Annotated in this window: 24 protein-coding genes, 1 tRNA gene and 1 pseudogene; 13 read left to right on the forward strand and 13 right to left on the reverse strand. The window is 55.4% G+C overall.

Annotation, left to right across the window (positions count from 1 at the left end; all coding sequences use genetic code 11):
• Positions 1–49 precede the first annotated feature (49 nt).
• Entirely contained in the window at positions 50–1,261 is a 1,212-nt protein-coding gene (locus OSH04_RS12775; protein ID WP_266108608.1) for a CaiB/BaiF CoA transferase family protein, read from the forward strand.
• A 123-nt stretch (positions 1,262–1,384) separates the two neighbouring features.
• A tRNA-Leu gene (locus OSH04_RS12780) sits at positions 1,385–1,469 on the forward strand.
• A 1,444-nt stretch (positions 1,470–2,913) separates the two neighbouring features.
• On the opposite strand, the gene OSH04_RS12785 is transcribed toward OSH04_RS12780, so the two are convergent.
• On the reverse strand, positions 2,914–4,347 hold the full coding sequence (locus OSH04_RS12785; protein WP_266108609.1) for an MFS transporter: 1,434 nt from the start codon (positions 4,345–4,347) through the stop codon (positions 2,914–2,916).
• A gap of 113 nt (positions 4,348–4,460) precedes the next feature.
• Between OSH04_RS12785 and soxR the strand changes: the two genes are divergently transcribed.
• A complete protein-coding gene (gene soxR / locus OSH04_RS12790) occupies positions 4,461–4,949 on the forward strand; it encodes a redox-sensitive transcriptional activator SoxR (protein WP_083053739.1) in 489 nt (162 codons plus the stop codon).
• A 157-nt stretch (positions 4,950–5,106) separates the two neighbouring features.
• Here soxR and OSH04_RS12795 read toward each other — a convergent pair whose 3' ends face one another.
• The 3 genes from OSH04_RS12795 to OSH04_RS12805 all read right to left on the reverse strand — a co-directional run bounded on the left by OSH04_RS12795 (position 5,107) and on the right by OSH04_RS12805 (position 7,278).
• The gene (locus OSH04_RS12795; protein ID WP_026482851.1) at positions 5,107–5,643 is read right to left on the reverse strand and encodes an AmiS/UreI family transporter; all 537 of its coding nucleotides are present in this window, start codon (positions 5,641–5,643) and stop codon (positions 5,107–5,109) included.
• Between the two features lie 379 nt (positions 5,644–6,022).
• On the reverse strand, positions 6,023–6,931 hold the full coding sequence (locus OSH04_RS12800; RefSeq protein ID WP_407066159.1) for an arsenic resistance protein: 909 nt from the start codon (positions 6,929–6,931) through the stop codon (positions 6,023–6,025).
• Between the two features lie 104 nt (positions 6,932–7,035).
• Positions 7,036–7,278: a hypothetical protein gene (locus tag OSH04_RS12805; RefSeq protein WP_009455761.1), complete on the reverse strand. Its 243-nt coding sequence runs from the start codon at positions 7,276–7,278 to the stop codon at positions 7,036–7,038.
• Between the two features lie 131 nt (positions 7,279–7,409).
• Between OSH04_RS12805 and OSH04_RS12810 the strand changes: the two genes are divergently transcribed.
• Positions 7,410–7,835 carry a hypothetical protein gene (locus OSH04_RS12810; RefSeq protein ID WP_251197139.1) on the forward strand — a complete coding sequence of 142 codons (426 nt, stop codon included), beginning with the start codon at positions 7,410–7,412 and terminating at the stop codon, positions 7,833–7,835.
• 34 nt (positions 7,836–7,869) lie between these two features.
• Here the strand turns inward: OSH04_RS12810 and OSH04_RS12815 are convergent, their stop codons facing one another.
• A complete protein-coding gene (locus tag OSH04_RS12815; protein ID WP_266108610.1) occupies positions 7,870–8,793 on the reverse strand; it encodes a DNA/RNA non-specific endonuclease in 924 nt (307 codons plus the stop codon).
• Between the two features lie 186 nt (positions 8,794–8,979).
• The gene (locus tag OSH04_RS12820) at positions 8,980–9,378 is read right to left on the reverse strand and encodes a DUF1090 domain-containing protein (protein WP_083053741.1); all 399 of its coding nucleotides are present in this window, start codon (positions 9,376–9,378) and stop codon (positions 8,980–8,982) included.
• A 350-nt stretch (positions 9,379–9,728) separates the two neighbouring features.
• Between OSH04_RS12820 and OSH04_RS12825 the strand changes: the two genes are divergently transcribed.
• Entirely contained in the window at positions 9,729–10,067 is a 339-nt protein-coding gene (locus OSH04_RS12825) for a DUF202 domain-containing protein (protein WP_230940604.1), read from the forward strand.
• Positions 10,068–10,163: 96 nt separating this feature from the next.
• Here the strand turns inward: OSH04_RS12825 and OSH04_RS12830 are convergent.
• Together OSH04_RS12830 and OSH04_RS12835 are read right to left on the reverse strand one after the other, a co-directional pair.
• Positions 10,164–11,951 (reverse strand): annotated as a pseudogene (locus OSH04_RS12830) (SLC13 family permease); the annotation flags it as partial.
• A gap of 154 nt (positions 11,952–12,105) precedes the next feature.
• Complete coding sequence (locus tag OSH04_RS12835) at positions 12,106–12,912, reverse strand: sulfite exporter TauE/SafE family protein (protein WP_009455740.1); 807 nt, start codon at positions 12,910–12,912, stop codon at positions 12,106–12,108.
• 106 nt (positions 12,913–13,018) lie between these two features.
• On the opposite strand from OSH04_RS12835, the gene OSH04_RS12840 reads away from it, so the two are divergent.
• The gene (locus tag OSH04_RS12840) at positions 13,019–13,786 is read left to right on the forward strand and encodes an AraC family transcriptional regulator (protein WP_226349275.1); all 768 of its coding nucleotides are present in this window, start codon (positions 13,019–13,021) and stop codon (positions 13,784–13,786) included.
• Positions 13,787–13,906: 120 nt separating this feature from the next.
• Here OSH04_RS12840 and OSH04_RS12845 read toward each other — a convergent pair whose 3' ends face one another.
• Positions 13,907–14,812, reverse strand: coding sequence for a hypothetical protein (locus OSH04_RS12845; RefSeq protein ID WP_009455739.1), 906 nt, complete (start codon positions 14,810–14,812; stop codon positions 13,907–13,909).
• Positions 14,813–15,086: 274 nt separating this feature from the next.
• Between OSH04_RS12845 and OSH04_RS12850 the strand changes: the two genes are divergently transcribed.
• The 5 genes from OSH04_RS12850 to OSH04_RS12870 all read left to right on the forward strand — a co-directional run bounded on the left by OSH04_RS12850 (position 15,087) and on the right by OSH04_RS12870 (position 20,478).
• Positions 15,087–15,305, forward strand: a complete 219-nt coding sequence (locus OSH04_RS12850) for a hypothetical protein (protein ID WP_266108611.1) — start codon at positions 15,087–15,089, stop codon at positions 15,303–15,305.
• Positions 15,306–15,681: 376 nt separating this feature from the next.
• A complete protein-coding gene (dapD, locus tag OSH04_RS12855) occupies positions 15,682–16,500 on the forward strand; it encodes a 2,3,4,5-tetrahydropyridine-2,6-dicarboxylate N-succinyltransferase (RefSeq protein WP_026482863.1) in 819 nt (272 codons plus the stop codon).
• 2 nt (positions 16,501–16,502) lie between these two features.
• Positions 16,503–17,639, forward strand: coding sequence for a succinyl-diaminopimelate desuccinylase (gene dapE / locus OSH04_RS12860; protein WP_266108612.1), 1,137 nt, complete (start codon positions 16,503–16,505; stop codon positions 17,637–17,639).
• Entirely contained in the window at positions 17,633–18,556 is a 924-nt protein-coding gene (gene prmB / locus OSH04_RS12865; RefSeq protein WP_088452598.1) for a 50S ribosomal protein L3 N(5)-glutamine methyltransferase, read from the forward strand. The genes dapE and prmB overlap by 7 nt, the downstream gene beginning before the upstream one ends.
• Positions 18,553–20,478, forward strand: coding sequence for an ABC-F family ATP-binding cassette domain-containing protein (locus OSH04_RS12870; RefSeq protein WP_088452596.1), 1,926 nt, complete (start codon positions 18,553–18,555; stop codon positions 20,476–20,478). The genes prmB and OSH04_RS12870 overlap by 4 nt, the downstream gene beginning before the upstream one ends.
• Positions 20,479–20,805: 327 nt before the next feature.
• On the opposite strand, the gene OSH04_RS12875 is transcribed toward OSH04_RS12870, so the two are convergent.
• Positions 20,806–21,447 carry a TetR/AcrR family transcriptional regulator gene (locus OSH04_RS12875; protein WP_137430897.1) on the reverse strand — a complete coding sequence of 214 codons (642 nt, stop codon included), beginning with the start codon at positions 21,445–21,447 and terminating at the stop codon, positions 20,806–20,808.
• An 85-nt stretch (positions 21,448–21,532) separates the two neighbouring features.
• Here OSH04_RS12875 and OSH04_RS12880 point away from each other — a divergent pair, with 85 nt between their 5' ends.
• On the forward strand, positions 21,533–22,747 hold the full coding sequence (locus OSH04_RS12880; protein ID WP_266108614.1) for an arabinose transporter: 1,215 nt from the start codon (positions 21,533–21,535) through the stop codon (positions 22,745–22,747).
• A 117-nt stretch (positions 22,748–22,864) separates the two neighbouring features.
• Here OSH04_RS12880 and OSH04_RS12885 read toward each other — a convergent pair whose 3' ends face one another.
• The 3 genes from OSH04_RS12885 to OSH04_RS12895 are packed head-to-tail and all read right to left on the reverse strand — an operon-like array spanning position 22,865 to position 25,962.
• The gene (locus OSH04_RS12885) at positions 22,865–23,248 is read right to left on the reverse strand and encodes a DUF4148 domain-containing protein (protein WP_266108615.1); all 384 of its coding nucleotides are present in this window, start codon (positions 23,246–23,248) and stop codon (positions 22,865–22,867) included.
• Between the two features lie 42 nt (positions 23,249–23,290).
• Complete coding sequence (locus tag OSH04_RS12890; protein ID WP_035268147.1) at positions 23,291–24,817, reverse strand: MFS transporter; 1,527 nt, start codon at positions 24,815–24,817, stop codon at positions 23,291–23,293.
• 2 nt (positions 24,818–24,819) lie between these two features.
• The gene (locus tag OSH04_RS12895; protein WP_060185989.1) at positions 24,820–25,962 is read right to left on the reverse strand and encodes an HlyD family secretion protein; all 1,143 of its coding nucleotides are present in this window, start codon (positions 25,960–25,962) and stop codon (positions 24,820–24,822) included.
• 98 nt (positions 25,963–26,060) lie between these two features.
• Here OSH04_RS12895 and OSH04_RS12900 point away from each other — a divergent pair, with 98 nt between their 5' ends.
• Positions 26,061–26,708 (forward strand): TetR/AcrR family transcriptional regulator C-terminal domain-containing protein, encoded by a 648-nt coding sequence (locus OSH04_RS12900; RefSeq protein WP_266108616.1) that lies wholly within the window; start codon positions 26,061–26,063, stop codon positions 26,706–26,708.
• Positions 26,709–26,720 lie beyond the last annotated feature (12 nt).

A 26,720-nucleotide genomic window follows, 5' to 3' on the forward strand; every position in this document is an offset into this window, starting at 1 on the left:
CGGACTATGATCCCTTACTTTACCTTCCCTACGCAAGACTGATATGCACATGAACACCCCTTTAGGCGGCATCCGGGTCCTGGAACTGGGCCAATTGATCGCCGGCCCCTTTGCCGCCAAGATCCTGGGCGAATTTGGCGCGGACGTCATCAAGATCGAATCCCCCAAAGGCGGTGACCCCTTGCGTAAATGGCGTTTGCTGCATGACGGTAACTCGGTCTGGTGGGAGGTGCAATCCCGTAACAAGAAGTCTCTGGCCCTGGACCTGCGACAGGCGGAGTGTCAGGACGTGGTGCGCGCACTGGTAAAAGAATGTGACATTCTGATCGAGAACTTCCGCCCCGGCGCCCTGGAAGAATGGGGGCTAGGCTGGGAAGACCTGAAAGCCATCAACCCCGGTCTGATCATGTTGCGTGTATCGGGCTACGGCCAGACCGGCCCTTACAAGGACAAGCCCGGTTTCGGCGTGATTGGCGAGGCCATGGGCGGCTTGCGCCACCTTAGCGGTGAGGCCGGACGGCCCCCGGTACGGGTTGGCGTGTCCATTGGAGACTCTCTGGCAGCCTTGCATGGTGTCATCGGCATCATGATGGCCCTGCGCCAGCGTGAACAGAACAAGGGCGAAGGTCAATATATTGACGTGGCCCTGTATGAATCCGTGTTCAACATGATGGAAAGCCTGCTGCCCGAATACTCCGCCTTCGGCGCCATTCGGGAGCCTGCCGGCAGCAGCCTGCCCGGCATTACCCCCAGCAATGCCTACGTCTGCAAGGATGGCAAGTACGCCTTGATCGCCGGCAATGGCGACAGCATTTTCAAGCGCTTGATGAACGCCATTGGGCGCGCTGATATGGCTGACAATCCCGACTACGCGCGCAATGATGGTCGCGCCCGAAATGCAGGCGTGATCGATGCCGCCATTGGCCACTGGGCCAGCGCTCTGGAACTGGACAAGGTACTGGAAATTCTGGACCAGGCTGGCGTTCCCGCAGGGCGGGTTTATGACATTGCCGATATCGCAGCAGATCCCCACTATCAGGCCCGTGACATGCTGCTGGACAGCAGCCTTCCAGACGGCACACCGCTTAAAGTACCCGGCATCGTTCCCAAGCTGAGCCACACCCCTGGCGCCATTTACCGCCCTGCTCCGCACCTGGGCCAGGACACCCAGGAAATCCTGGATAACCTGGGGATCAGCGCCGAACAACAAGCCGACTGGCAAGCACGCGGCCTGATCGCCAAGAACCCAAAACGCAAGTAAAACAAAGCAGTACAAAAGCACCTGGGGGCCAGTACAAGATGGCCCCTAATCTATTTGTTTTTCATACGGAGCAAGCACTTGCCGAGGATGAAAATCCAAGCTAGAATCTACTTCTTTCGTGCTGCGAACGTGGCGGAATTGGTAGACGCACCAGATTTAGGTTCTGGCGCCGAGAGGTGTGAGAGTTCGAGTCTCTCCGTTCGCACCAGAGCATGAAAACCGTTGATTCAGAAAAATCAATTTTAAGCAAAATCAACGGCTTAACTTTCATACCCTAACAGCTTTTAATAGCCTGTTTTCAAGTATTCAACATCGTAGGCCCCATAAAGGCCCCACGAATTCCTCAAAAAAACAAAAATAGCCACATCGCCTAGGTATTGAGTCCAGTTCAATGCTGTGAGCGATGCACATGACTGCGAGTGCGTCTATTGATTTGGTTCCCTTGTTATTGTTTGGCCGCTAATAATTGCCACTCAATCAACTCGCTGCACGTCTTGTATTGTTGCGTACGAAAGCTAGCCCATTCTCACAATCATTAGTTAAAGCTTGTCCGCGCTAATAAAGTTATTTTCAGGTAACAGCCCACCAAAGCTGCGCTATATAGATCTGATAAATCCAACGGTATTTACTGAAATCGACCTCGAGACTGCTGAGAAAAAGCACGTGCCGGGGGGGGGCAGAATCGCAAGACCCCCGCTGGGCACTGTGCTTTTCTCCTGAACACCTCTACTTAAACATCAGTTGTAGCGATCGTGCTTTCCAGGAAAGTCACTGGGCCAGCGCATGGGTTGCGGCTCGGGCTTGGGAGCCGGATCAGGACTTGGCTTTGGAGTGCGATTCATCCCCATCTTTCCTTTATAAAAAATCAATAATGACAATCATTCGCAAGTAATTATATTACCTAGTCACATTTGACAATAAATAACATTTATTCCTGTTTTTTACTCGATAACTACATTTTTCGTGCATAAAGAGGTCATAAATTTGCCTGAAAGACCAATAAACCGAAGAATATTTGTTACTTTATACTACATTGATGAGCTGAAAGGGAGTATGGACATCGTTCTATAGACGTAGGTCAAAGCCGGTTTGAAACCGGCCCAAGAGGAAGGGATTTTGTCGTCAGGGAGTCTCAGGGAGGACTTCAACACGGCCAGCCAGACAAGACGAAAACCATGCCCTGCATAGAGAGAAAGTCGGCACAGAGATGGCTGGGCCACAACAAACAGCTTAGTGAAGCAGCAAGAGCAACGGGCACGTCACCTGATATCCCTACTATCAAGCCCGAAAGATTCCCCCCACCCCCCCTCATTTCCGAGCCCCACAAAAGGAAGCCTTGAAGCGCAGACACAAAAAAGCCGCCCTTGAAGGCGGCTTCCCGATTAAATCCGGAGCTTATTCCTGCCGATCGTGTTTACCCGGAAAATCGCTAGGCCAGCGCATGGGCTTAGGCTGCGGATCGGGTTTGGATACCTGATTAGTAAAGGGGGCACTATTCACAAGGCAACCTCCTTCATGAAAATTAAAAATATAGAACCAGGCTTCAATTGCACTAAATCTTATATCAATAAGAGCTAATTAATGGACGCTCTAGTATTAACCCTAGCAGAATGCTGAACAAATTAGCTGGCTCATAATTAATCAGACAGCATTCACGCCCGACAGTTCCTTGCCACTCCTATCCCTAACAGCGGTGCCACAGCAAAAATTCCAAATAAATAATAAGCCGCTTGACGCGTTCCCTCCACGCCACCGGGATCAATGAGTCCACCCGCATTGGCAATCATTCCAGCCAAGGCTGCTCCGCTTGCGGTTGCAAAGAGCTGAATGGTTGTAATCGATGCCCCCGCCAGTTCCTGCTCTTGGGCTGGCACTGCCTTGAAAACCCGCACCAGCAAATGGGGCCAAGCTACCCCTACTCCCACGCCTATCAAGGCCAGAGCCAGACAAATCGGTGCCAGAGCCAGGACGGAACCCGTACTGGTATCTGGCAGTAAAACAACAAGCCCCACCATACCCAGCAGTCCCAGGATAGGCCCAGCCATGATCGCCCGCGTAATGGCTTTTCCCCCCAGGCCCGAGCTGATAATTGCCCCTACCGTCCAGCCCGCCCCCATCAGCGCCGTCAGGTACCCCGCTACTAACGGGGACTGTTGATGCAAGACTTGCAGAAAAAGCGGTGCAAAAACTTCACCACTGGTCACCGTCAGCACTAACAAGGACATCAAGGCATAGAGTTTGGCAATAGCAGATCTGAACTGAAACGCCCCCGATGGCAGCAACTTGGTAGACGAACGTTTTTCCACTACCAGCAAAGCGACGGCCAACACCCCCGCCAAGCCCAGGCCAAGCGCATTTTGCAGTACATCTGCCGAGGTACTACCGGCAGAGATCGCCAACACCGCCAGCGTCAACAACAGCAGTTGAATCACAGGAATAGCCACCTTGCTCACCGCCGCGGCATGTTGCTCGCGTTTGGGGAGGACTACTAATGCCAAAGCGGCAAAAAGCACGGCAATCAAGGCGACCGATCCAAAAGCCGCACGCCACATTCCCCACTGCGCAAACACGCCACCGACTGCCGGCCCGGCCAACGTTGCCACGCCCCACATCGCTGATACCAACGCCATGGCTCGAGGCCACAAGGGCTCTGCAAAAACCAGACGAATCATGGCGTACGCCAGAGCAAAGAGAAAACCACCGCCAATCCCCTGGACGAAGCGCCCGAACAGCAAAAGGGACATATTCGGCGCCAGCGCGCAAACAAGCGCCCCCACCGCAAAGATCAAGGCCGCGACGACATAGCTGCCTTTAGGGCCCGTCAAGGCCAGCAACTTGGGTGACAGAGCCGAACCCAGAATAGACGCCACGACAAACAGGGTCGTATTCCAGGCATATAAATCCAGCCCACCAATATCCTGCACAACCGTGGGCAAAATGGTGGTCACAATGTAGACATTGACGGCATGCAATACCACTCCACCGGCCAGGACGAGGGCACGCATGGCATTGGCCCCCGACAACAAAGCGCCCCACCCGGTCTGTACCCCTTGCCCGCTACGCGCGCAAGCTTGCTGATTCTTCATAAGATCTCGACTCATTCTTTTAAAAGTAGCCCTGCCGCTTGAAAAGCTTGCATAGGCAAGAGTGGTCTTTTATAAAACCTCATGTATAGATGAGGTCAAGAGATCCGAACACCATGAGAATCGATACCAGCATCCCTCTGTCCGTGGGTGAAGTCGCCCGCCGCAGCGGGGTCACCATTGCAACCGTGCATCACTACGAAACCAAAGGTCTCATTCATGGCTGGCGTAGCGATGGTAACCAGCGCCGCTATCACCGGGATGTTCTACGGAAAATTGCGGTCATCAAAATTGCGCAGCGCGCCGGCATTCCACTGGCTACCATCAAAACAGCCTTGGATGAATTACCTACTGGCCGGCCACTGAACGCAAAGGACTGGGCGACCTTGTCCACGAGCTGGCGGGATATGTTGAATGAGCGGATTCTCAGCCTGACACAGCTACGCGATGAGCTGGATGGCTGTATAGGCTGTGGGTGTTTGTCCATGACGGACTGCCCACTTAGAAACCCGGGGGATCAGTTATCCCTGTCAGGCGCGGGTGCTGTGCTGCTTGATGCCGGACGACACAATCAGAAGCGGAAGAAAAGAGCGGGGCAAATCTGATCGCTGTGTGTGAAATCCAGGCTGAACACGCAGCGCATCAGGGTTGGAAATCAGCGAAAACCGACTCTTACTTCACTATGCCAGAAGGCATCAGGCAGCAAAAAGGCCCAGTTTTCACACCAGGCCTTTTTTACTTTCCAAGAAACGCCCTGCTCTCTTAGATCACTCCCCAGAAATACAGCAGCGCGGGGAGCAAGGCTGTCAGCACCCCTTGCACGGCAGACACCAGCCCAGTCAGGCGGGCAATGGGTTTATTCAGCACCAGCAGCAAGAAGAACATGAACCAGAGCACTGCCCAGGACAACCAGCTCAGGACTTGCCAGTAGTCAAAAATCCGCTCGGCTACGCTCAAATTTGTAAGGGCGGCGGGAACAGCGATGCAGGCGACCACCAGGGAATACCAGCCCAAGGCACGCCCATCACTTCCTGTAAACGCGTTCACCCCTACCCAAAAATAGGTCAAGGCAAACAGGCCCAGATAAATGGCCGACAAGGGAGAGTACACGGTGCTATTGGCAGGGTTCAAGATATGGGACATGCAGATGAATCCCAGTACGGCCGTGAACAAGTTGACGATAGCAGCATCTTTGGCATCCACCAGCCTGCCAGCATGATGACCTTCAGAGTAAAAGAGACGAACACCATTAACGAACAGGCACAGGCCTGCAAACGCCAGAAAAGCGGCAACTAGCATTTTGAAGATATCCTAAGTAATAGAAGGCGGACACAGAACATGCCCGCAACATGATGTTGCACTCAAGGCTGAGGCGGAGCAGATCATAGAGCTTGGCTACACAATTGCCATGTGATTTTTTTTATAAGCTCTATAAGAAAAAAACGCGCAATTTTGCGGCGGTTTTCCAGTGAAAATTCTTGCTGAAAAGCGAGCGGTTTGCACAGGCATTAGCAGACAAACGCCCCCTTCTCCATTTTGGAAGCAGACTCAGTCCAGGGACAAACAAAATCCCTTTTAATCAATGAGTTAAAAAATTATCGGAGCCTGGGCAAGGCCGCTACAAATGAGGTCTGGCAACTGACCAAACAATAAAAAGCGTGCCTGCTCAAGAACTCGCTCAAGCCTGTTCGTTTTGGCCCCAGCGAGCCAGCACACGCACATAGGCCAACTGTGCCAGTAGTTCCACCAAAGTCTGCGTCAAAATGATGGCTGGCAACAACGGCAAAGCCCCCGGAATCGCCAAAGCCAGAGGCAGCACCACCAAAGAATTGCGAGTTGCACTGCTGAAAGCCACCGTACGTCGCAACGGGACGGCCAGCTGCGCTTGCCGTGCCAGCGCCCAGCCGATGACAGGAGCCAGAATGGCAAACAGCGCATACACCGGCAACACTCGCCACAAGACATCCAGTGCAGGCTCCAGTTGTCGCAGAACAGCCGCCACGACGATGAACAAGACCAAAGCAGTGGCTGGAACGGGGGCCAAGCCCAAACCCGTTTTTATCTGCGCCCAGCTATGACTTTTACCCGCGAGATACTGGGTGGCCCCCGCCAGCAGCAGCGGAATCAGAATCAGGTAAAAGAAAGCATTCAGAAACGGCCCGGCTTTGATGTACAAACCGAACTGTTCCCCCAAGGCCAATTTCAAAAACAAGGGCAGGAGCAGCATTTGCACAAGCAGCAGTACCGGCGTAGCGGCTAGAAGTGCGCGGGCGTCGGCACGACCTAATTGAGCAAAGGTCACGACGTAATCAATGCAAGGAGCCAGCAAGACCAACAGCACGCCCAGGCGCAACATGGTGTGGTCTGGCAGCAAGGGCACCAGCGCAAAGACCAATAGAGGTATCAGGAGAAAATTGGCCAGAAGCAAAACGGCCAGAAAGCGCAGCTGGGTCAGCGCTTTGCCTAACTGGGCAATAGGCACCTGCACAAAGGTGACATACAACATGAAAGCCAGCGCTGGATTGATCCAGTCGACCAGACTAGCTGGCATCACCCAGACACTGGCCATCCAGGCGGCCAGCAACATCGCCACACAATAAATAGCGGTTTGCCGGCGCTCTAACACATCACGAATCACGGCCAGCACCTCGTTTGGCTGAACAACTCCGGCACTGCCGTGAGAACTCCCTTTTACAGACCGCTACGGCGCAAACGTGCGGCGGACTGACGGTTCAAATCTCGAGCCTCACGCTCGGCATACTCGCTTTCTCCGGCTTCGTAACGGCCCTCGTGCATGCAGGACTCACGGTCCCAGGTGCATTCATTAAAGAGTTTTGACACGGGGCCACCACCGGGCTTCGCGGAGGAACAAGCTGCCATCAAAGCGGCCAGACCGAGCACCGCGCAACTTTGAATCAGACGTCGAACCATCATTGTGTTTTCCCTACAAAAAATCTTTATTGCAATTACCGCGAATCGAAATCAGAACCGATCGCGGACAATAGGAACACTGTACCCTGAGCCTCCAAAGCCCGTCGATTCCCTTTCCTGATAATTTGCAATTTATGACTCACGAACAATTTTTGCTATTGGCCCAAATCTTGAATCTGACGCCCAATCCCGAACTGGAGCAGGAAGTCCGACATCCGGGCGCGCAAATCAGCACACAAGCACAACAGATCCTGACTCTACATCTCCGGCTGAAGGAAGCCTATGTCATTCACAGGCCCACTGCATTTCGAGTTGTAGTCAGCCATGACGATCTGGACCGTTTCCCAGGCGCCCTGGATTTGAAGCAAGGTATGCATGTACAGCTGGTTTCTTACACCAGCGAGCGCTACATCAGTGTTCGTATCACCCAACTGCCAGCCACCCCCAAGGCGTATTTCAGGGGCGTCGTCAGCGAGCAGAACATCAGTTACCACGTTTTTGAGGTCGGGGACAGCGTGTATTTTTCTGAAGATCAAGTCCACGCCATACTCAATAAATAAAACGGGCTAGTGCCCACACGCCAAGGTGTCTGCTTCAACCCGATCTTTTCAGACTGGTGTCAGGCAGCAAGTGCAAGCCTGTCCGTCTTACAAACTCCTCGTAGCTGATGGGAGGCCCAACGCGGGTGGAAGCCTGGTTAGCCTGCCAATGTACCCAGGAGCGTCCTGTGGTGGCGTCATACACCAGCTTGAACAAATGACTGGGAACGGCAACCTGGCTGGAACCTATCGTCGCGGCATTGCGCTCGTACACAGGTCCGGTGAACACATACACATTGCCTGCGGCACGCGCCACGTATTTACGGGTATCGGCTTCGATCTTGTTCCAGGGGCCAGCGTTGTGGACCTGATTTTGCGGCACCATATTGGCCAGAGAAAAGCTCTGCGCCATGCTCTGCTCCGACGCCATATCCCCTGCCGGAGCCATATGTCCGCGCGAAAAGCCCGAGCCTCTATAGTCATTCAGCTCGGCTCGCTCTGCCTGCGGCAAACGGCCTTCAGCATAAAAACGATCCGTGCGCTTCAAGCCTTTGGCGGACTGAATCTGCTGACGGTTCAGACGCTGGACGACAAACACCGGCGTCTTGGTTTGGCCGCTATGCAAAATCGCAAAAGAGCTGAAGCACAACTCTCTTTGCGTGTAAGCCATGGGCACGACAGGTCGCGAGCCGGGAAAGAACTGGGGGCAATGTGCAAAAGAGGTTTGAACATACCCCTCGACCGAGGCCGGGACAGGCGCACTATCCTGCTGCGTCGCGCCTGGCCAACCCAAAGACACCAGAAACGGTTCAAGACTTTGCCAGTTCAGCCCTTGGGGATGAAGCCAGGCCGTTGCAATCCCGAAACTGGTCAGGGCCGCGGCAAGGACGGACTTCAGAAATCGGGACGGGTTTGCCTGCCCTGTCTTTTTTCTACTACTGGTTTTTTTAACGCTACGACCTGTACTTTTTCTGCTCATACCACTCTTGTTTTATGCTTGGTCGGCTTACATCATTGCGCCGACTGCACCTGTGATTATAAGCAGTCCTTTCAGATTCAAAGGAACGTGCCCCCAGTGGGAGCACGTATTTATTTCTGACTCCGGCTTTTTTAACGCGATCAATCGCCAGAACAGGAAAAGACTCAGGACTTGCGGTGACGCTTTTTACTGAGCACCCAGAGCCTGCAATTCTTTCAATTCATCTTGCAGTTGTGCCAATTTGGCACGATCACGTTCCAGTTTTTTCTCCAGCTTTTCCACCTTGTCTTGTCGCCCTTCAGCCCGTTTCTCGGCGATTTCATCCAGGCGCTCCTGGATATCCTCTTCCTGCTCGCGGATATCTTCCTGTACATCACGCAGCAAATCCGCGTCCCGGCAATGCATCTGCACATTGGCCAAGGCGCGCTCCAGGCCACGCTCTCGATGAACATTGCCATGCTGGCGAGCATAGTTGATCTGGTTCTGAATTTCGGCAGCCCGATACTGGCAAGCCGGGTTATCAGCCCAGGCGGGCAAGGCCATCACACTTAATACAGCACTCAAGCACCATACGGAACGTTTCATCCTTGTTACTCCTGCAGTGTTCATCCAGATAGCCATCATACAATCCAGACTCCAATTTACCTCAGGTGGACGATTGGAATAGACTTCGTCAATTTGTCACGAAAACGTGATTAAATTCGAAAATTCTTCTGTTTATGTCATATTCAAGTAACAAAATTGTCGCAAATTGTGCCGAGAAATTTACACAACTTGTCTTTAAGCATAAAACAGTTCAGTTACACTCGAAATCCTCATAAAGCAAACTTTTACTTTTAATCGTGTTCAACATCACCACCAGGAAACTGATTTTTTTCCTGTGCGCTGCTTTGATTGTGTTGTGGCTCTTTCCCTTTGCGCACGTCAACGAAAGTTTGCTCAACTCCTCCCAGGCGTATTCAGCCTGGCATACCAGTGTGCTCAACTCCTTGATGCCCTTGTCCATTCTGGCCGTTGCCAGTCTGATCTGGGCAGAACGGGCGGTGTCCGCTTGTCTGGCCATGGCCGTCAACACCGTCTTGTTTGTACTGGCGATCAAGAATATCTGCGATACCGCGGACCGCTTCTCGCGGGTCTGCGGTATTGATATTTCTGTTTCCTATGGAGCCATGTTGTACGGACTGGGCATGGCCACCCTGTGGGTGCTGCTGCTGAGCTATCGCTGGAAAGGTCCTAAGGAACAATCCGGCCCCTCGGGTGATGCAAGCCTGTAATCAGGTTCCTCTCGTCCCTGCATCATCCGGATGGTCTGCGGGGCCAGTCAGGCCATGACCAGGGTCTCCTTTATTCTTGTCGTATAAGTAGCGGGTTCAAGCCGGATTGAAGGGCCAGAAAACGGGGATCAACAACACGCCCAACACCCAGAAAATCAGATTCAAGGGCAAACCCACTTTCAGGAAATCCACAAATCGATAGCCGCCTGCGCCATAAACCATGGTGTTGGTCTGATAACCCACAGGCGTGGCAAAACTGGTGGAAGCCGCGAAGGTAACGGCAATCAGGAATGGAGTGGGATCGACGCCCATCATTTTCGCCGTGGACATTCCTATCGGTGTCAGCAAGACAGCAGCAGCGGCATTGCTCATGAACTCCGTCAGCATCAGGGCCATCAGGTAGACCACGGCCAACACGGTCAAAGGTCCAAAGGACTTCACCAGACCAACGGTATTTTCGACCAGAAACTGGGCCGCGCCGGTCTCGCTCATGGCCATACCCAAAGGCAGCAAACCCGCCATCAAGATGATGATGCGCCAGTCTATGGCGTCGTACACATCATCTGCTTTCAGACAACCGGCCAGTGTCATGGCCACGGCACCGAACAAGGAGGTGATGCTGATAGGCACCCAGCCCAAGGCAGGCAGCAAAATCACCAGGGCCATGGTGACCAGTGCAAACGGCGCACGCCAGCCCATTTCCTTTTCGGCCTCGCGCTCGGACAACACGATGATATTGCTGTCAGCCCGCAAATCGGCCGCCTCTGCGGCCGGAGTCAACATCAACAAGATATCGCCCACCTGCAAACGCACAGCACGCAATTGCTCACGCAAGACCTGACCACGGCGATGAATGCCCAGCACGGTGGCGTTCTTGTGCCAGCCTGCTCCCAAACTGCCCAAAGTACGACCACTGATACGCGAACGCGGCGCAATCATGACCTCGGTCAAGACCTGATCAACCTGCTCGAAAGACTGCTGTTCCAGCTTGAACTGGGGATCTACTTCCAGACCCGCTTCTTTGCGCAACTCGTCCAGCTTGGTCCAGTCTCCGCGCGCCAACAGCACGTCGTCCTGCTCGATCTTCTGCTCTCGCGGGCCCCACACTTTGGTATCGCCGCGCAACAGCTCCAACACAAACACCCCGTATTGCTCGCCCAGCTTGGCATCGCCCACCGATTGGCCAATCAGGGAAGAATCGGGCATCACCCGAAGCTCGGTAATGTATTTTCCCAGCTCATATTGCTCGACCAACTCGCCGCCACGGGCATCGGGCAGTAACCAGCGCCCTATCGTCAGCAAATAAAGACACCCCACAGCCATACAGATCCCCCCCAAGGCGGTGAACTCGAACATGGTGAAACCGGGATGGCCCAGATCGCGGGCAATGGCATTGACCAGCAGGTTTGTAGAGGTCCCGACCAAGGTACAGACCCCGGCCATTTGCGAGACATAGGACAAGGGGATAAGCGCTTTGGAAGCCGACATGCCTATCCGTGCGCAGGCGGCCATGACGATGGGAATGAATACCGCTACCACCGCCGTGTTGTTCACGAAAGGAGCAATCACCGCCAGAACCAGAAACAACAGCAGCAGAAACTGCACAGGGGAGCGTGCCTTGCTCAGCAAATCCCCAATCCCGGACAGCGCCCCGCTATTTTGCAGCCCGGCAGCCAGCACAAACATGGCCGCGACGGTAACCGTGGCCGGATTGCTGAAACCACCCACGGCCTGCTCGGGAGTCACCAAACCCAGAACCGCCAAGGTGCTGAGCACCAGCAAGGCGATAGCATCTATTCGGAGTTTTTCTGTAGCAAACAAGACAATCGCGATTAAAGCCAGACCCAAGACCACTGCAATCTCTGTTGTCATGTTGCCCCACTCCTGTTTGTGCTGTGCTGCTCAGTATAGGGAAAAATGCAGCACAGCAAGCACTGCATGTCGCCGCACTCAACAAAAAAACACACGTTTTCAAAACAGGAAAAGTGAAGCCTTCAAGCTTGGAAGGATCGGTGGCGCAAGGCCACCCCTGCAACGCTTAAACTAGCAGCATCACCAAAAACACCAGCCCCAACAAGGCGATATAGGCTTTGGCATGAATGCTGTCCGGGATCTTGCCGATCCAGCGCGAGGTGAAGCGAATCCCCAGCCAGGAGCCAATCACCAGCACCAGACATGCCCGCAAGTCGATATAACCTGCATGCCAGGCCCCCAAGGAATCGGCATTCCAGGCCAGCATGGCGTAGGTCAGGCTCCCCACCACCGCCATCGGCAAGGACAAGGGGTTGGCTGCGGCCGTGGCAGCGGTCATGCTGGCACCGCGTCGACGCATCAGGGGGACGGTGATCACGCTACCACCGACACCCAAAAAGGCGGCAATCGCACCAATAATCACCCCGGCCCCAGCGCTACTGGCCTTGCTTAAAGGGCGCATGGTATTGCTGGACTCTTGGGTGAAGCCGGAACGAAACAGGCTATCCAGAATCGTCAGGCCCAGATACACCACAAAAACCCAACGTACCCAGGACCCGCTCAAGGCCATGGCTGCTGCCGCACCGGGAATCGCCCCCAAGGCGATGAACAGGAGCAAAGGACGCACTTGCCCCCAAGGCACAGTGCCCGCCTTGTGGTGGCGCCAGGTAGACAGGCCAGCACCAAAAATCATGACGCAGGTGGAAGTGGCCACCGCAATATGCATGGCGGCCTGCCCCATCTGACTGTCCACGCCATACATGCCAATCAGCACCGAATACAGCACGGGAACCACCACAAAACCGCCACCGAAGCCAAACAGCACGGTGGTCACGCCAGCCAGCAAACCAAAAAACAGCAATAGAAAATACATAGCCGCCCATCAACACAGATGACAAAACCCAAGAATAGGTCGCCCTGCTTTGGCTGGCATGCTAAAACCGGTCAACAATACTTTCGTTTCGGCCAGAGGCTTGCTTATGCACAATGTACGACTGGATAGCGTAGATGCCACCCCTCGCCCCTTGCTGGCGATTGGCACGGACTACGCGCCGGGCACGCTGCTGGACTTTCATGTGCACCGACGGGCGCAAATGCTCTATGCCATGACCGGGCTGATGGAAGTCGAAACCGACGATGGCGCCTGGGTAATTCCACCTTATAGCGGCGTGTGGATTCCAGCTGGCAAACGCCATCGCGTACGCATGCAAAGCGCCAGCACCCGAAGCTTATATATAGAGCCGGAAGCAGCACCTCGCAGCAGCACACACTGCGAAGTGCTGGTCATTACGCCCTTGCTGCATCACTTGTTGCTGGCCTCCCTGGCCTTGCCCGCTCTGTACGAGGAAGATGGCCGCGACGGCGCCTTGGCTCAACTGCTTCTGCATGAAGTCGGTTTGGCGCAAACCATGCCGCTCTTTGCCCCCATCCCTCAAGACCCATCCCTGGCCAAGCTCTGCAAAGACTTTTTAAGTCAGCCCAATATTCAAAGCACGCCAGAACAGTGGGCCGGGCAAATCAATAAAAGCCTGCGCAGTTTTACGCGCCTGTTCCGGCAACAAACTGGCATGAGTTTTAGTGAATGGCGTCAACAAGCCTGTCTGCTGGCGGCTCTGGCCAAGCTGTCTGCAGGCCAATCCGTCACACAGATTGCACTGGATCTGGGTTACGACAGCTCCAGTGCCTTTTCCACCATGTTTCGGCGCCGCTTGGGGCAAGCACCCAGCAACTTTATTCGTGTTCCTTGAAGGAACTGACAAGACAGCAACTTGATGGAAGCAGAAACAAAAAGGCCCCCGGAGCTCTGACATCCGGGGGCCTGCACTGCCCGCCTCAACTTATAAGCGGCCTGGCATCATGACTGGGGCTTAACGCGTGATACGCGCCCGTCCACCAATCGTTGCAGCCAGACTGGCCACGAAGGCACCTACCAGCAAGGACGCAAATGCCCACAGCGCGAAAGCAGCGGCAGCCTTGCGAGCGGTGTCAGCCGCTTCACGAGCTTGCTGCTCCAGCTTGTCGGCTGTTTCCTTGGCTTGCTTTTGCACGGAGTCCAGGCGCTCCTTGGCTTGCTCGGGCGTCAAGCCGGTACGGTTGGCCACCAAACGCAGCAAGTAATCCTGATCCTGCTGGGACACCTCCCCTTCTTTGAGGCTGCGAGCCAGAATCCGGCTGACCTCACGTTCCGGGTTGCCAGTCTGAGCAGGTGCATTGGCAGGATCTGCCGGACGTAACAAGGTGTCGGTGAAATAGCCCAAACCAGGGCCTTGCGCCTGATCCTTGCCTGCCTGGCCTACGATGGCCGATGCCGCTCCCACTCCAGCCCCGGCCAGATTCGCCCCCGCCTGAGCCGTACCCGAGACCAGCGAGGCGACACCCGAGCCCAGCAAGAAGACGCTGACAACCGCACTCACGGCCCAGACCAGAAAACCATGTGCCGTATCGCGGAAATGAACTTCGTCACCGTGAACACCTGTCCAATTGGTACGCAGACGTCCAGTGACATAGCCCGCAATACCGTAGGCAATGATCTGCGTGACAAAAAGCCAGATAATCGTCCCGATAGCCATCGTGGTGCCTGAGGCCCCGTCATTACTCCACGGGGAGATTGCCATGAAACCCAGGCCGGTCCCACCTACCAGCAAGGTCACCGTCATGGCAGCGGCAATAACCGCGCCCCCGATGACAGCGCCCCAAGACACAGCGGAGTGCGAAGACTCCGCCACGGCTTGCGTCCCCAAACCTGCATCCGAACCAAATTGCGTTGTAGCCATGATGATTCCTTATTTCAGATTGTGATCGCACGCACCTTAGTGCCAAAACAGAGCCAGCAAAATGATGATAGGGATAGGAACACCCAGAAGCCATAAAAGGATCGATCGCATAAGCCCTCCGTTTGAATGAAAAACAAGAACTGAATGCAGCAAAAAAACACTTCACGATCATTCTAGGCAGATAAAAAATCGATAAATTTTATAAAATGTAAAAAGAGAAACCGAATCAAAGCGCATGGCTGCAGGCCACCTCATTCTCAACATGGATAGACTCATGACCCTGGACGAAAAAGGGTTAAACCCTTTTTACATAAGCCCTACAGAGACAAGCGAGAAAGAAGTAGGCTATACGATCAGGCAGCACACACCCGCAAACCAGGCCTCGCCCAAGAATTTCACACAAAGCTTGTATGGCAATACATGCTTATTTTTTATTATCTTGAAATACTTGATTACGCAGCTGATTGAATTGAGCAGCAGCAATAATAAATAAACAAAATAGCTGCGATAAGAAAAACAAGGGTAAGTAGAAAAATAATTATCGAACCACAAGAAAAAAGAAAAAAACTTCAGAAATAAAGTAAACAGAAAAAATCCAATACAGATATTGCAGACCTCCGCATTCACATCTGCACATGAAGTTCACTTGGCCAACACACCACCTTCCTGACCTTGCTGACAGACTGCATTCCACACGCATCTGTCCTCAAAAGCGACAAAGAAAGCCACAAAACCGTGCATGGAAGGGGCAGACTCGGTTATCCTGTTGCCTCCATTCAAGCTCGGCCGCTGCGGTGGTAAACCGCGCATCATGCGCCTTCTGTATCCCGATACTGCCAAAGACGGCCTGCATTCACAGAGCCTAGCCTATGAGCGACCTCCAAAGTCTGATCGAATCGGCGTGGGAACAGCGAGCTTCCCTCTCCCCCCAAGAACACAGCATTGAACTGCGCACGGCCATCCATACCGTGATCGAAAAGCTGGATTACGGTTCCCTGCGTGTGGCGGAAAAAATCGACGGACAGTGGCAGGTCAACGACTGGGTCAAGAAAGCGATTCTTCTGTCCTTCAGGATCAACGAAAACCGCGTCATGGCCAGCGAGCCCGCTCCCTTCTATGACAAGGTGCCTCTGAAATTCGAGCAGCACGACCAGGCTGCGTTTGCCCAGGCAGGCTTTCGCGCCGTTCCCGGTGCTGTGGTACGCCAAGGCGCCTATGTAGCACCCGATGTCGTGCTGATGCCCTCGTTTGTGAACATCGGCGCTTATGTCGGTGAAGGCACCATGGTGGATACCTGGGCCACCGTTGGTTCCTGCGCCCAGATCGGCAAGCATGTTCACCTGTCGGGTGGCGTCGGTATTGGCGGGGTATTGGAGCCTCTGCAGGCCAACCCCACTATCATTGAGGACAACTGTTTCATCGGTGCCCGTTCCGAAGTGGTGGAAGGGGTCATCGTAGAAGAGAACTCGGTGCTGGCCATGGGCGTCTTCCTGTCGCAAAGCACCAAAATTTACGAGCGCGAAACAGGCAAGATTTACCAGGGCCGTGTCCCTGCCGGTTCGGTAGTGGTCCCTGGTTCCCTGCCTTCGGCCGATGGGCTCTACAGCCTGGCCTGCGCCATCATCGTCAAGCGTGTGGATGCCCGTACCCGCGCCAAGACCAGTATTAATGATTTACTTCGCGCCTGAACATGAGCACTGATAATTCTGTACTAGACACCCTCAAAGCCCTGATTGCCCGCCCCTCGGTCACCCCTGAGGACGCCCACTGCCAGCAATGGCTGGGCGCAAGGCTGGAGCAAGCGGGCTTTAGCCTGGAACATCTGCCCAGCGGCCCGGTGTCCAATCTGTGGGCCCGCCGTGGCACCCAGGCGCCCTTGTTTGTTTTTGCCGGTCACACAGACGTGGTTCCCACCGGGCCGGAAGCGGCCTGGGATTCGCCCCCGTTTGAGCCCACCGTGCGGGACGGACAGCTGTATGGCCGTGGTGCGGCGGATATGAAAGCCTCGATTGCGGCCTTCATCCACGCAGTTGAGGAATTTACCCAGGCCCATCCTGAACACAAAGGCTCGATTGCCCTGCTGCTGACGTCGGATGAAGAAGGCCCGGCCACCGACGGCACGGTGCATGTTTGCCGAGTGCTGAAAGAACGTGGCGAACAGCTGGACTACTGCATCGTGGGCGAACCTACCTGCTCGCGCCAATTAGGTGACACCATTAAAAATGGCCGTCGCGGCTCCCTGTCCGGCCACTTGATCGTAAAGGGTCGCCAAGGCCATGTGGCGTACCCGCAATTGGCCATCAACCCGCTGCATGTATTCGCCCCTGCGCTGCACCAACTGACAGACCGCATGTGGGACGCCGGCAATATCGATTTCCCGCCCACCAGCTTTCAGATTTCCAATATTCATGCCGGCACCGGCGCGGGTAATGTGATCCCCGGTCAGCTGGATGTGCATTTCAACTTCCGCTTCTCCACCGAGCAGACACCTGCCGGTCTGCAAGCCGAAGTGGAGTCCATCCTGCGCCGCCATGGTGTGGATTTCCAACTGGAATGGACACTGGGTGGCGAACCCTTCCTGACTGAGGCCGGACCGCTAAGCCAGGCTCTTGCCAAGGCCATTGAAACCGAAACCGGCGTGGAAACCGATCTGTCCACGACAGGCGGCACCTCGGATGGTCGCTTTATCGCTAAAATCTGCCCTCAAGTGGTCGAATTTGGCCCGCTCAACGCCAGCATCCATCAAATCAATGAACACGTTGCTGTGGCTGATCTTGAGCCTCTTAAAAACATTTATCGCCGTACATTGGAATCCCTGCTTTGTTAAGCCCTTGCATCGATCATTCCTCCCTGCTGGAAGCCCAGCAGGAACTGCGCACCGTGCGCGACTTGTTGCGCTGGTCTGTCAGCCAGTTCAACCGCTGTCAGCTGGCCTTTGGCCATGGCAGTGACAATGCCTGGGACGAGGCCGCCTATCTGCTGCTGCACACCCTGCATTTGCCCCTGGACACGCTGGACCCGTATCTGGATGCCACCGTGCTGGAGTCCGAGCGCGCTGCCTATCTGGCCCTGGTCGCACGACGCTGCAACGAGCGCGTGCCCGCCGCTTACCTGACTGGCGAAGCCTGGCTGCAAGGCCATCGCTTCCGCGTCACCGCCGACACCATCGTGCCGCGCTCTCCCATTGCTGAATTGCTGGCAGAGCAGTTGCAACCCTGGATTGCGGACCCCGATGCCATCTACAACGCCCTGGATTTGTGCACTGGCTCGGGCTGTCTGGCTATTTTGACGGCACTGGCCTTCCCGCAAGCCCAGGTCGATGCCGTGGATCTGTCCGACGCCGCGCTGGAAGTGGCCCAATCAAACATCGATGCCTTCGAGCTGAACGATCGCATGAGCTTGTACAAGAGCGATCTGCTGGATCAATTGCCGCCAAGCGCTTACGACCTGATCATTTGCAACCCACCGTATGTGAATGAGCAGTCCATGCAAAACCTGCCCAAGGAATACCAGCACGAGCCACAACTGGCCCTGGCTGGCGGCGACGATGGTATGGATCTGGTGCGTCGCATTCTGGAAGCGGCCCCCAACTTCCTGGCGCCCGAAGGTGTGCTGGTATTGGAAATCGGCAATGAGTACGACAATTTCATCGCTGCTTTCCCGGAGCTGGAGCCGATCTGGCTGAGCACGGAAACCGCTGAAGACCAGATTCTCTTGTTAAGCCGGGAGCAACTGGCTCTGTGATACGCGCAACTGGAATTACGCTGCGTCGCGGCGTCAAAGTCCTGCTGGACAATACTGATTTCATCGTCAACCCGGGCGAGCGCCTGGGCATTGTGGGCAAGAACGGTGCGGGTAAATCCTCGCTGTTTGCCTTGCTGCAAGGCGAGCTGGATCTGGACGGGGGTGACCTGAGCATCCCCGAAGTCTGGGAAGTGGCCAGTGTGCGCCAAACCATTCCAGACCGTGACCGCCCTGCCCGCGAATTTGTTATCGATGGCGACGAGCGCTTGCGTGCCTTGCAGGAAAAACGTGCCAATACGCCCGACAGCGATGGCCAAGCCATTGCCGAACTGGAAAACGCCCTGATCGAAGCCGATGCCTGGTCCGCCCCCTCGCGTGCCGAGCAACTGCTGGCCGGTCTGGGTTTCCGCCCCGATCAGTGGATGCTGCCCGTGCGCGAGTTCTCCGGTGGCTGGCAAATGCGCCTGTCCCTGGCCCGCGCCCTGATGGCACCTTCTGACCTGCTCTTGCTGGACGAACCTACCAACCACCTGGACTTGGACGCCATGCTCTGGCTGGAACGCTGGTTGGGCTCCTACCCCGGCACGGTCCTGCTGATTTCGCACGACACCGAGTTTCTGGATGCCGTGGCCCGTTCGATTCTGCACGTGGATCAAGGCAAGCTGGTTCGCTACAAAGGCGGCTACAACGACTTTCTGGTGCAACGTGCCGAGCGCGTTCAACAAAGCCAGATCGCCTACGAGCGTCAAACCCGTGAAGCCGCGCGCCTGCAAAGCTTTATTGATCGCTTCAAGGCCCAGGCCACCAAAGCCAAGCAGGCACAAAGCCGCGTCAAGGCGTTGGCCCGCATGCAGACCGTGACGCTCTTGCGCGACGACTCAAGCGTTTCCATTCGCCTGCCCTCGCCCGAATACACACCCGATCCCTTGCTGACATTGGATCAAGCCGATCTGGGTTACCCCGGTCAGGACAAGGCGATTTTGAGCCAGGTCCGTCTGATGGTACGCGGCGGTGCCCGTGTGGGTATTTTGGGGATGAACGGTGCGGGTAAATCCACACTGGTCAAAACCCTGGCCGGCAAGCTGGAACCTATCAAAGGCGAACGCCTGGAATCCAAAGGTCTGGTAATCGGCTACTTTGCCCAGCACCAGCTGGACTCCATTGACCCGGACTCCACTCCCCTGCAACATCTGGCGCGCCTGGCTCCGGATGTGCGCGAGCAGGAACTGCGCAATTACCTGGGCTCTTTCGGTTTTAGCGGTGATATGGTCACCAGCCTGACCGCTCCCTTCTCCGGGGGTGAAAAGGCGCGTCTGGCCCTGTCCCTGATTGTCTGGCAAAAACCCAATCTGCTTCTGCTGGACGAGCCAACCAACCACTTGGACGTGGATACCCGTGAAGCCTTGGCGGCAGCCCTGGCTGATTACGGTGGCAGCGTACTGCTGGTATCGCACGATCGCCATTTGCTGCGTTCTACCGTTGATTCGTTCTGGATTGTGGCCGATGGCCAGGTTCAGGAATTTGATGGCGACCTGGAAGACTACCGCGACTGGCTACTGGCCCGCAGCGCGCAATCGCGCTCGGAAGCTCGTCAGGAAGCGCGTGCGGATACAGGTGCTGAAGGCACAGACCGCAAGACCCAACGCCGTCAGGAAGCCGAACTGCGTCAACGGCAAGCCCAACAACGCAAGCCACTGGAAAGCCGCTTGAAGAAAGTGGAGTCAGCCATGGAGAAAGCTCAGCTGCGTTTGCAGGAACTGGATACCTTGATGCAGGACCCCGACTTTTACTCCGACAGCTACAAGGACCAACGCCCCGCCTTGATGACCGAACATGGTGAGCTCACCAAGACGCATCAAACGCTGGAAGAAGAGTGGTTGGAAATTCAGGAAGCAATGGAAGAAATCGGGCGACAGGTCTAGGCCTATCGACTCCGTTCCGCTCGTGAACTCCTGAAAAAGAAGGCGCCATATCCACAAGGATTGGCGCCTTTTTGACGGAAGCTCTTGATGGTCTGTAAAACACACATTGAGACCTTGCGAGACTGCAGGCACCTGATTGCTGCCACCTGGGGATCTGAGACAGGACCATGAGCACAGGGGGTATACACTCGTAAAGCTGGCTATGCTCCCCCCATCCTTCGTGTTGCTGCAATACATCGTCCACTGCATGCCTTAGCTAAGGTGATTCCGGCCAGCAAACAACAAACTCATATGAGCCAAAACTCACTCGAGAATCGGCTCGACAACTCAGCTCCCTTCACCCCCATTCCCACAGCCCGCACAGCCCAAATATCCACACAGCAAGTCCACAATGGCCTCTTCCACCTGCTCCGGTGGATACGGCACACCGGGCGGAATGATCGCACCATGAATCAGGGACTCCAGACTTTGCATTACTACCCAGGTGGCTAAATCCAGATCCTGCGGGGCAACCTCGCTACGGTGCTCTTCCAGCAGTTGACGAATGCGGTCACGAATACTTTGATCAGCCTGGCTCTCGCTGGCTGGCGCATCAAAGAAAGGAAAATCCTTTTCCAGTACCCGATGCAATTCCGGGTCCACCCGATGCGCGGCCAACCAGGCTTTGACCAGATCACTCAAACGCCCCCGCAACCCCAGGGACTGCGTATCGGCCAGACTGCTTTCCATAGCCTGGTTCATTTGCAAAGCATGGCGTTCATGCAAGGCGGCAATCAGTGAGTCCTTATTCGGGAAGTACTGATACACCGAGCCCACGCTGACTCCAGCCACCTCCGCGACCACATTGGTATTGGTGCCAGCATAGCCACGCTCGGACAAAACGCGAGCCGTTGCCTCCAAAATCGCCTCCACCAAAGCTCGGGAACGGCTTTGACGCGGGATACGACGGGCTTGAGGGAGCGTTTGCATAAGAACTCCGAATGCGAGTTTTCGATGTGAGTAATTATTCATATTATCTCAAATATCGAGCAATTACTCATGTTTGGAGTGTTTCATGTCTGTACCCAATTCGGCGCAAGCCACCTCGAAGGCGCAGTCGCCACCTGCCGCCCATGTTTTTCTAACGCTACTCCCTATCACGCTGGCCGTGTTCGTCAGTTTTCTAAGTATCGGGCTGCCCCTGCCCATACTGCCCTTGCATGTACACAATGTGCTGGAGATGAGTACGCTGGTCGTGGGCCTGGTTATCGGTGTTCAATTCGCAGCCGCTTTGCTCTCCCGTGCCTGGGCCGGGAATCTGGCTGATACACAAGGCTCCAAGCACGCCGTCATGCTGGGTTTGATGGTGATGTGCTTGTCCGGCCTGGCCTATCTGGCTTCGTTGAGCTTTGTCAGCACACCAACCCTATCGGTCTGGGTGCTGGTGATTGGCCGTATCTTGCTGGGTTGCGGTGAAAGCCTGATTGTGACGGGTGCCTTGAGCTGGGGCATCGGCCTGGTTGGCCCGCAAAATGCAGGCAAAGTCATGGCCTGGGTGGGTGTGGCCATGTACGGCGCCTACGCCGTCGGCGCCCCTCTGGGTGTTGTGGTGAACCAGGATTACGGTTTTAACGGTATCGCCGTCGCCGTCACGCTGTCGCCTTTGATTTCCCTGGTGATGCTGCTTAAGACCCGCGCCACCGCCCCCACTGCGCTGCGTCGTACCCCTTTCTACCAAGTCCTGGGATTGGTCTGGGGCGCCGGTATGGGCTTGCTGCTATGCAGTGTCGGTTTTGGCAGTCTGACCGCTTTTATCGCCCTGCTCTTTGCTGATCGCAACTGGGGCAATGCTTCGCTGGCATTCACTGCCTTTGGGCTTGCCTTCATTGCTGCGCGCATGTTCTTTGGTCATCTGCCTGACAAGCTGGGCGGGGCACGCGTCGCTTTGCTGTGCGTGCTGGTGGAAGCAGTGGGTCTCTTGCTGATCTGGGGTGCCCACAGCCCTGCGATTGCGTACCTGGGTGCAGCCTTGACCGGATGGGGCTATTCCCTGGCCTTTCCTGGTTTTGGTGTCGAGGCCGTACGCCGCGCACCACCCGAAAGCCGAGGTGTCGCCATGGGCGCCTATGTCGCCTTTCTGGACATTTCTTTGGGCATCACCGGCCCTGCCCTGGGCGCAGTCGCAGGAACCTGGGGGCTGGAAGCGATTTATCTGTTCAGTGCAGTGGTCGTTAGCTTGTCTGTACTGGTGGCGCTGCGTTTGATGCGTCATCCTATAGCCCAGGTTTGAAACCCGTTCCCGCAAAAGCAATTTCATAAAAGCAAAAGGGACTGAGCTTGCCGTTAGGCAGTCTCAGTCCCTTTTTAAACCTTAAACAAAATACCGCAAAGGCAGCTCAAGACAGCCTTATGGGGCTACATACAAAAGGCGGCCCTGTTTTCTGGCTTGTTCCAGCTCCTGCACAACCTGCTGACGCGTCTTATGAACACTGCCCGCAGGCAGGACTGGATATTCATCGTCTGCAAAATTCAGCAAACCGGCTTGTTGGGCCTCTTGCAACTCCTGAACCACCTGAGCGCGCGTTTTAGCCGGGCCTTGTGGAACTTTGGGGTAACCATGCGCAGCGACACTGATCAATCCCTGTTCCCGAGCTTGCTCCAGTTCCTGCACAACCTGGGCGCGACTTTTGCTGTAGCTCTGGCCCTGCACCTGTGCAGTTCCGTCAGCCGCCCAAGCAGAGTTTGAAGCGATCAAAACCGTGCAAGCCACTGTCCATAAACCTAATTTCATAATGAATCTCCTTGATTAAAAAAACCGCCTCTCCGCCAGGACCTAAACAGGTCGAGCAAAGGGAGGCGCAATGGGATTGGGGGGTGAAGAACGCAGCAGCACGGCCAGACACAAGGCCAGCAAGCTGCACCAAAACACCAGGTTGTAGGCGCTGATCTGTGCAGCGACCTGTGATTCACGAGCAAGAACGCGAGCCAAGGCGGCCACGCCGTCCGAAGCCCGCTCCATAACCAGAGGGTCACCCTCTACAAGATGGCTACTCAGACTGCTGCGGCTGATATCGCCTGCCATGCGCAGCCAGGTAGACACCAGCGTGGCGGCGGCAACAGGCGTAAAGACACGAGCAATGGGGACATACACACCCAAAGCCACTCCATGTTGAGGATTCAGATTGGTCACAAAAGCAGCAATCAACCCGATCAACATGGTGCTCTCGCCCACAGACTGCAAAATCAGGATCGAAACAAACTGCTCCACACGCCAGTCGTGGCTAATATGAGTTCCCAGCCAGGCGGTGAAGGCGATGATGCTTAGGCCGAGAATCATCATCAGGCGTGGCTCAAGACGTCGGGCCAGATAGATCGCCAGCGGAGTCGAGGCCAGGTAAGCCCCAAACGCAATCCAGGTGGCAGCACCCGCTTGCAGGGGTTTCAAGTCCCCCATCTGGGTCAGAAAGCTGGGAATCAGCAAAGACGTCGGTGTCATCAGCACGCCGAACAGGCAGGCAATAATCAGGCACACACGGATATTTCGATTGCTCAAAGCCATCAGGCTGGCAAAGGAGTTCTGCCTGCGCATGCCACGTCCTATGGCGGCCGCCACAAGCACCACGCCACCGAGCAGAGCAGAAACAACCAGACCGGAATCAGTCCAGCCCAGCCGTTCCGCGGACTCTATCCCGACAAAGGCCAGCACCAAACCCGTACAAAACAAGGCCATCCCGCCCCAATCGGCGTTTTGCAATTGGTCGCGATCTATAGGCGTCAACGGCATGGCTTTCCAGGCCAGAAACGCAATCACTGGCCCCACAAAAGCAGTGGGCCAATACACCCAATGCCAACTGAACTCCTCCAGTAAAAAACCGGATGTGCCATAGCCCGCATCCATGCCGGTTGAAACACGCAAGCTGTACGCTGCCATGACAGCCAGCCAAAGCCGAGGATGCACACTGCGCAAAGCCAGGGACATCGTCAGTGGCAGGTAAATCCCCAGGCAAAGTCCGGCCAGTCCGTGCAGGCTCAACAAGACGGGGTAATGATGGGCAAAGAAAGGAATCAAAAAGGCGGCCAAGCCCAACAGCAGGCTGGGAACCAGCAGTACCCGGGTCGGCCCGATTACAGTTGCCAGCCAAGGCGCAATCGGCATGGAGATCAACTGCGCCGCATTCAAGGCCGTTCCCAACCAGGCCGCCTCCAGCACATCCAAGCCAAACTGGCCGCGCAAGTCCGGCAAGGCTGCGGAAAACAGGCGCCCTTGCACGGTGGTCAAGACCGCGCCCAGGAAGATCGCCATCACGGTCAGGATGGGGCGTGCGGTTTGCGTATTAGCCATCAGCCTGGAGAACGGCATGGTCAGCCCTCCTGAGCCCGAACGACGGCCAGTTGACGAGTCTGTTTCAAACCCGGCATGTCATAAGCCGCAACGTGGGAACCCGCCGTGTCGATTCTGGCCTGTGCCGACATACCAGGGCGCAGACGCTCCAACTGTGCCTGGCCCGGCTCCAGCTCAATACGCACCGGTATGCGCTGCACCACTTTGGTGAAATTTCCGGAGGCATTATCGGCAGGCAATAAGGAAGACTCAGCCCCGCTCATGGGTGCAATCTCTACTACGCGCCCCCGCCAACTGCCACCGGGCAAGCCATCCACGGTCAACTCCACCGGCTGCCCAGGCTGCACATGCGCAAGCTGCGTTTCCTTGTAGTTTGCAATGACGTAGGCCTGCTCCAGGGGGACGATGGAAACAATCTGCGTGCCCTGGTTCAACAAGCTGCCTACTTGCACATGACGCTTGTTCAAGACCCCGTCAAAAGGGGCCACAATCCGCGTATAGCCCAAATTGCGACGAGCAGACTCCAAGGCAGCTTCAGCCGATTTCAAATCAGCGGTACGAATCGCACGCTGCCCCTGCAGAACCTTCAGGGAGTTTTTCGCCAGCTCCACTTGCGCGGTAGCGGCCTCCCCTTGACTGATTGCCTCATCCAGATCGGCCTGGGCGTTTTCATAGCCTTGCCGTGACAAGGCACCTTCCTTGACCAGCCTTGCCTGACGCGAAGGATTATTACGATATTGCCGCACGCGCACCTGCACGGAGCGCAGCTTGGCTTGCGCCTCTTTAATACGCGCCTGTTGCTGTGCAATTTCACCGTCCAGATTGTCCAGATGGGCCTGCGCCTTGGACTGTTCCGCCCGCGCTGCCGCCACGGCAAGCTCGTAATCGGCCGGATCAATCTGCGCAATCAGATCCCCCGCCTTGACCTGCTCATAATCCCCCAAGGGCAAGGCTTTCACGTAGCCCGAAACCTTGGCACTGAGCACCGCAAAGTCGGATTTCACGTAAGCATTCTGAGTGCTCTGTATACGGCGGCTACTGGTCCACTCGTTCCACTGCGTGGTCGCCAGAATCAGCAGCCCAATCATGGCCAGGCAGCCCAGCCAAGGAGCCAGCCGCAGGCCCAGCGCTTTGCGTTCCGTTGAAGTTGTTGAGGTGCTCATAACCGTATCCCTGCTCAATCAAAAATCGCAACCTAACACTGTTAGTCTATGAGCGAATGATACACTAACAGCGTTAGGTTGCAAATATCGGAGAGAACATGGCAACAAAAGCGCCCCGTATTCAACGTGAACACATCATCCAGACAGCGCTGGACTTGCTGGACCAGGAGGGGCTGGAAGGCCTGACTTTGCGCAAACTGGCTCAGGCCCTGAATATCCAGGCCCCCTCGCTGTATTGGCATTTCAATGCCAAGCAAGCCTTGATTGATGGCATGGCTGACGCGTTGGTAGAAAACGTGGCGCGACACAGCCCAAGCAACCAAGCCTGGGATGAACAAGTTCGGCATCTGGGTCTGGAGTTCCGGCAGGCCCTGTTGCAAAGACGAGACGGCGCTCGAGTCTTTGCGGGTACCTATGTGGTCACCGACAATGTGCTGCGCACCAGCGAAGCCTTTTTGTCCGCTTTCATGGAGGCAGGCGCAGACAGCCAATTTGCTGCCGAGGCCAGCTTTAGCCTGATTTACTACATTCTGGGTTTTGTCATGGAAGAACAGGCTCTGGGGCCTGGCAGCACATTGGACCTGTCTTTACGCAAACAGGCTTTTTTAGAATTGGCTCAAGAAAAGTACCCCAGCAACTGGCAGGCACGTGAGGCGATTTTTTCCGATGACTTTACGGGCCGTTTTATCACTGGCCTGAACCTGTTGATTGATGGTACAAAGCAGCGCATTCAAAACAAATCATAAACAGACATTCTC

Source organism: Alcaligenes nematophilus, assembly GCF_026344155.1.
Lineage (GTDB): Bacteria > Pseudomonadota > Gammaproteobacteria > Burkholderiales > Burkholderiaceae_B > Alcaligenes > Alcaligenes phenolicus.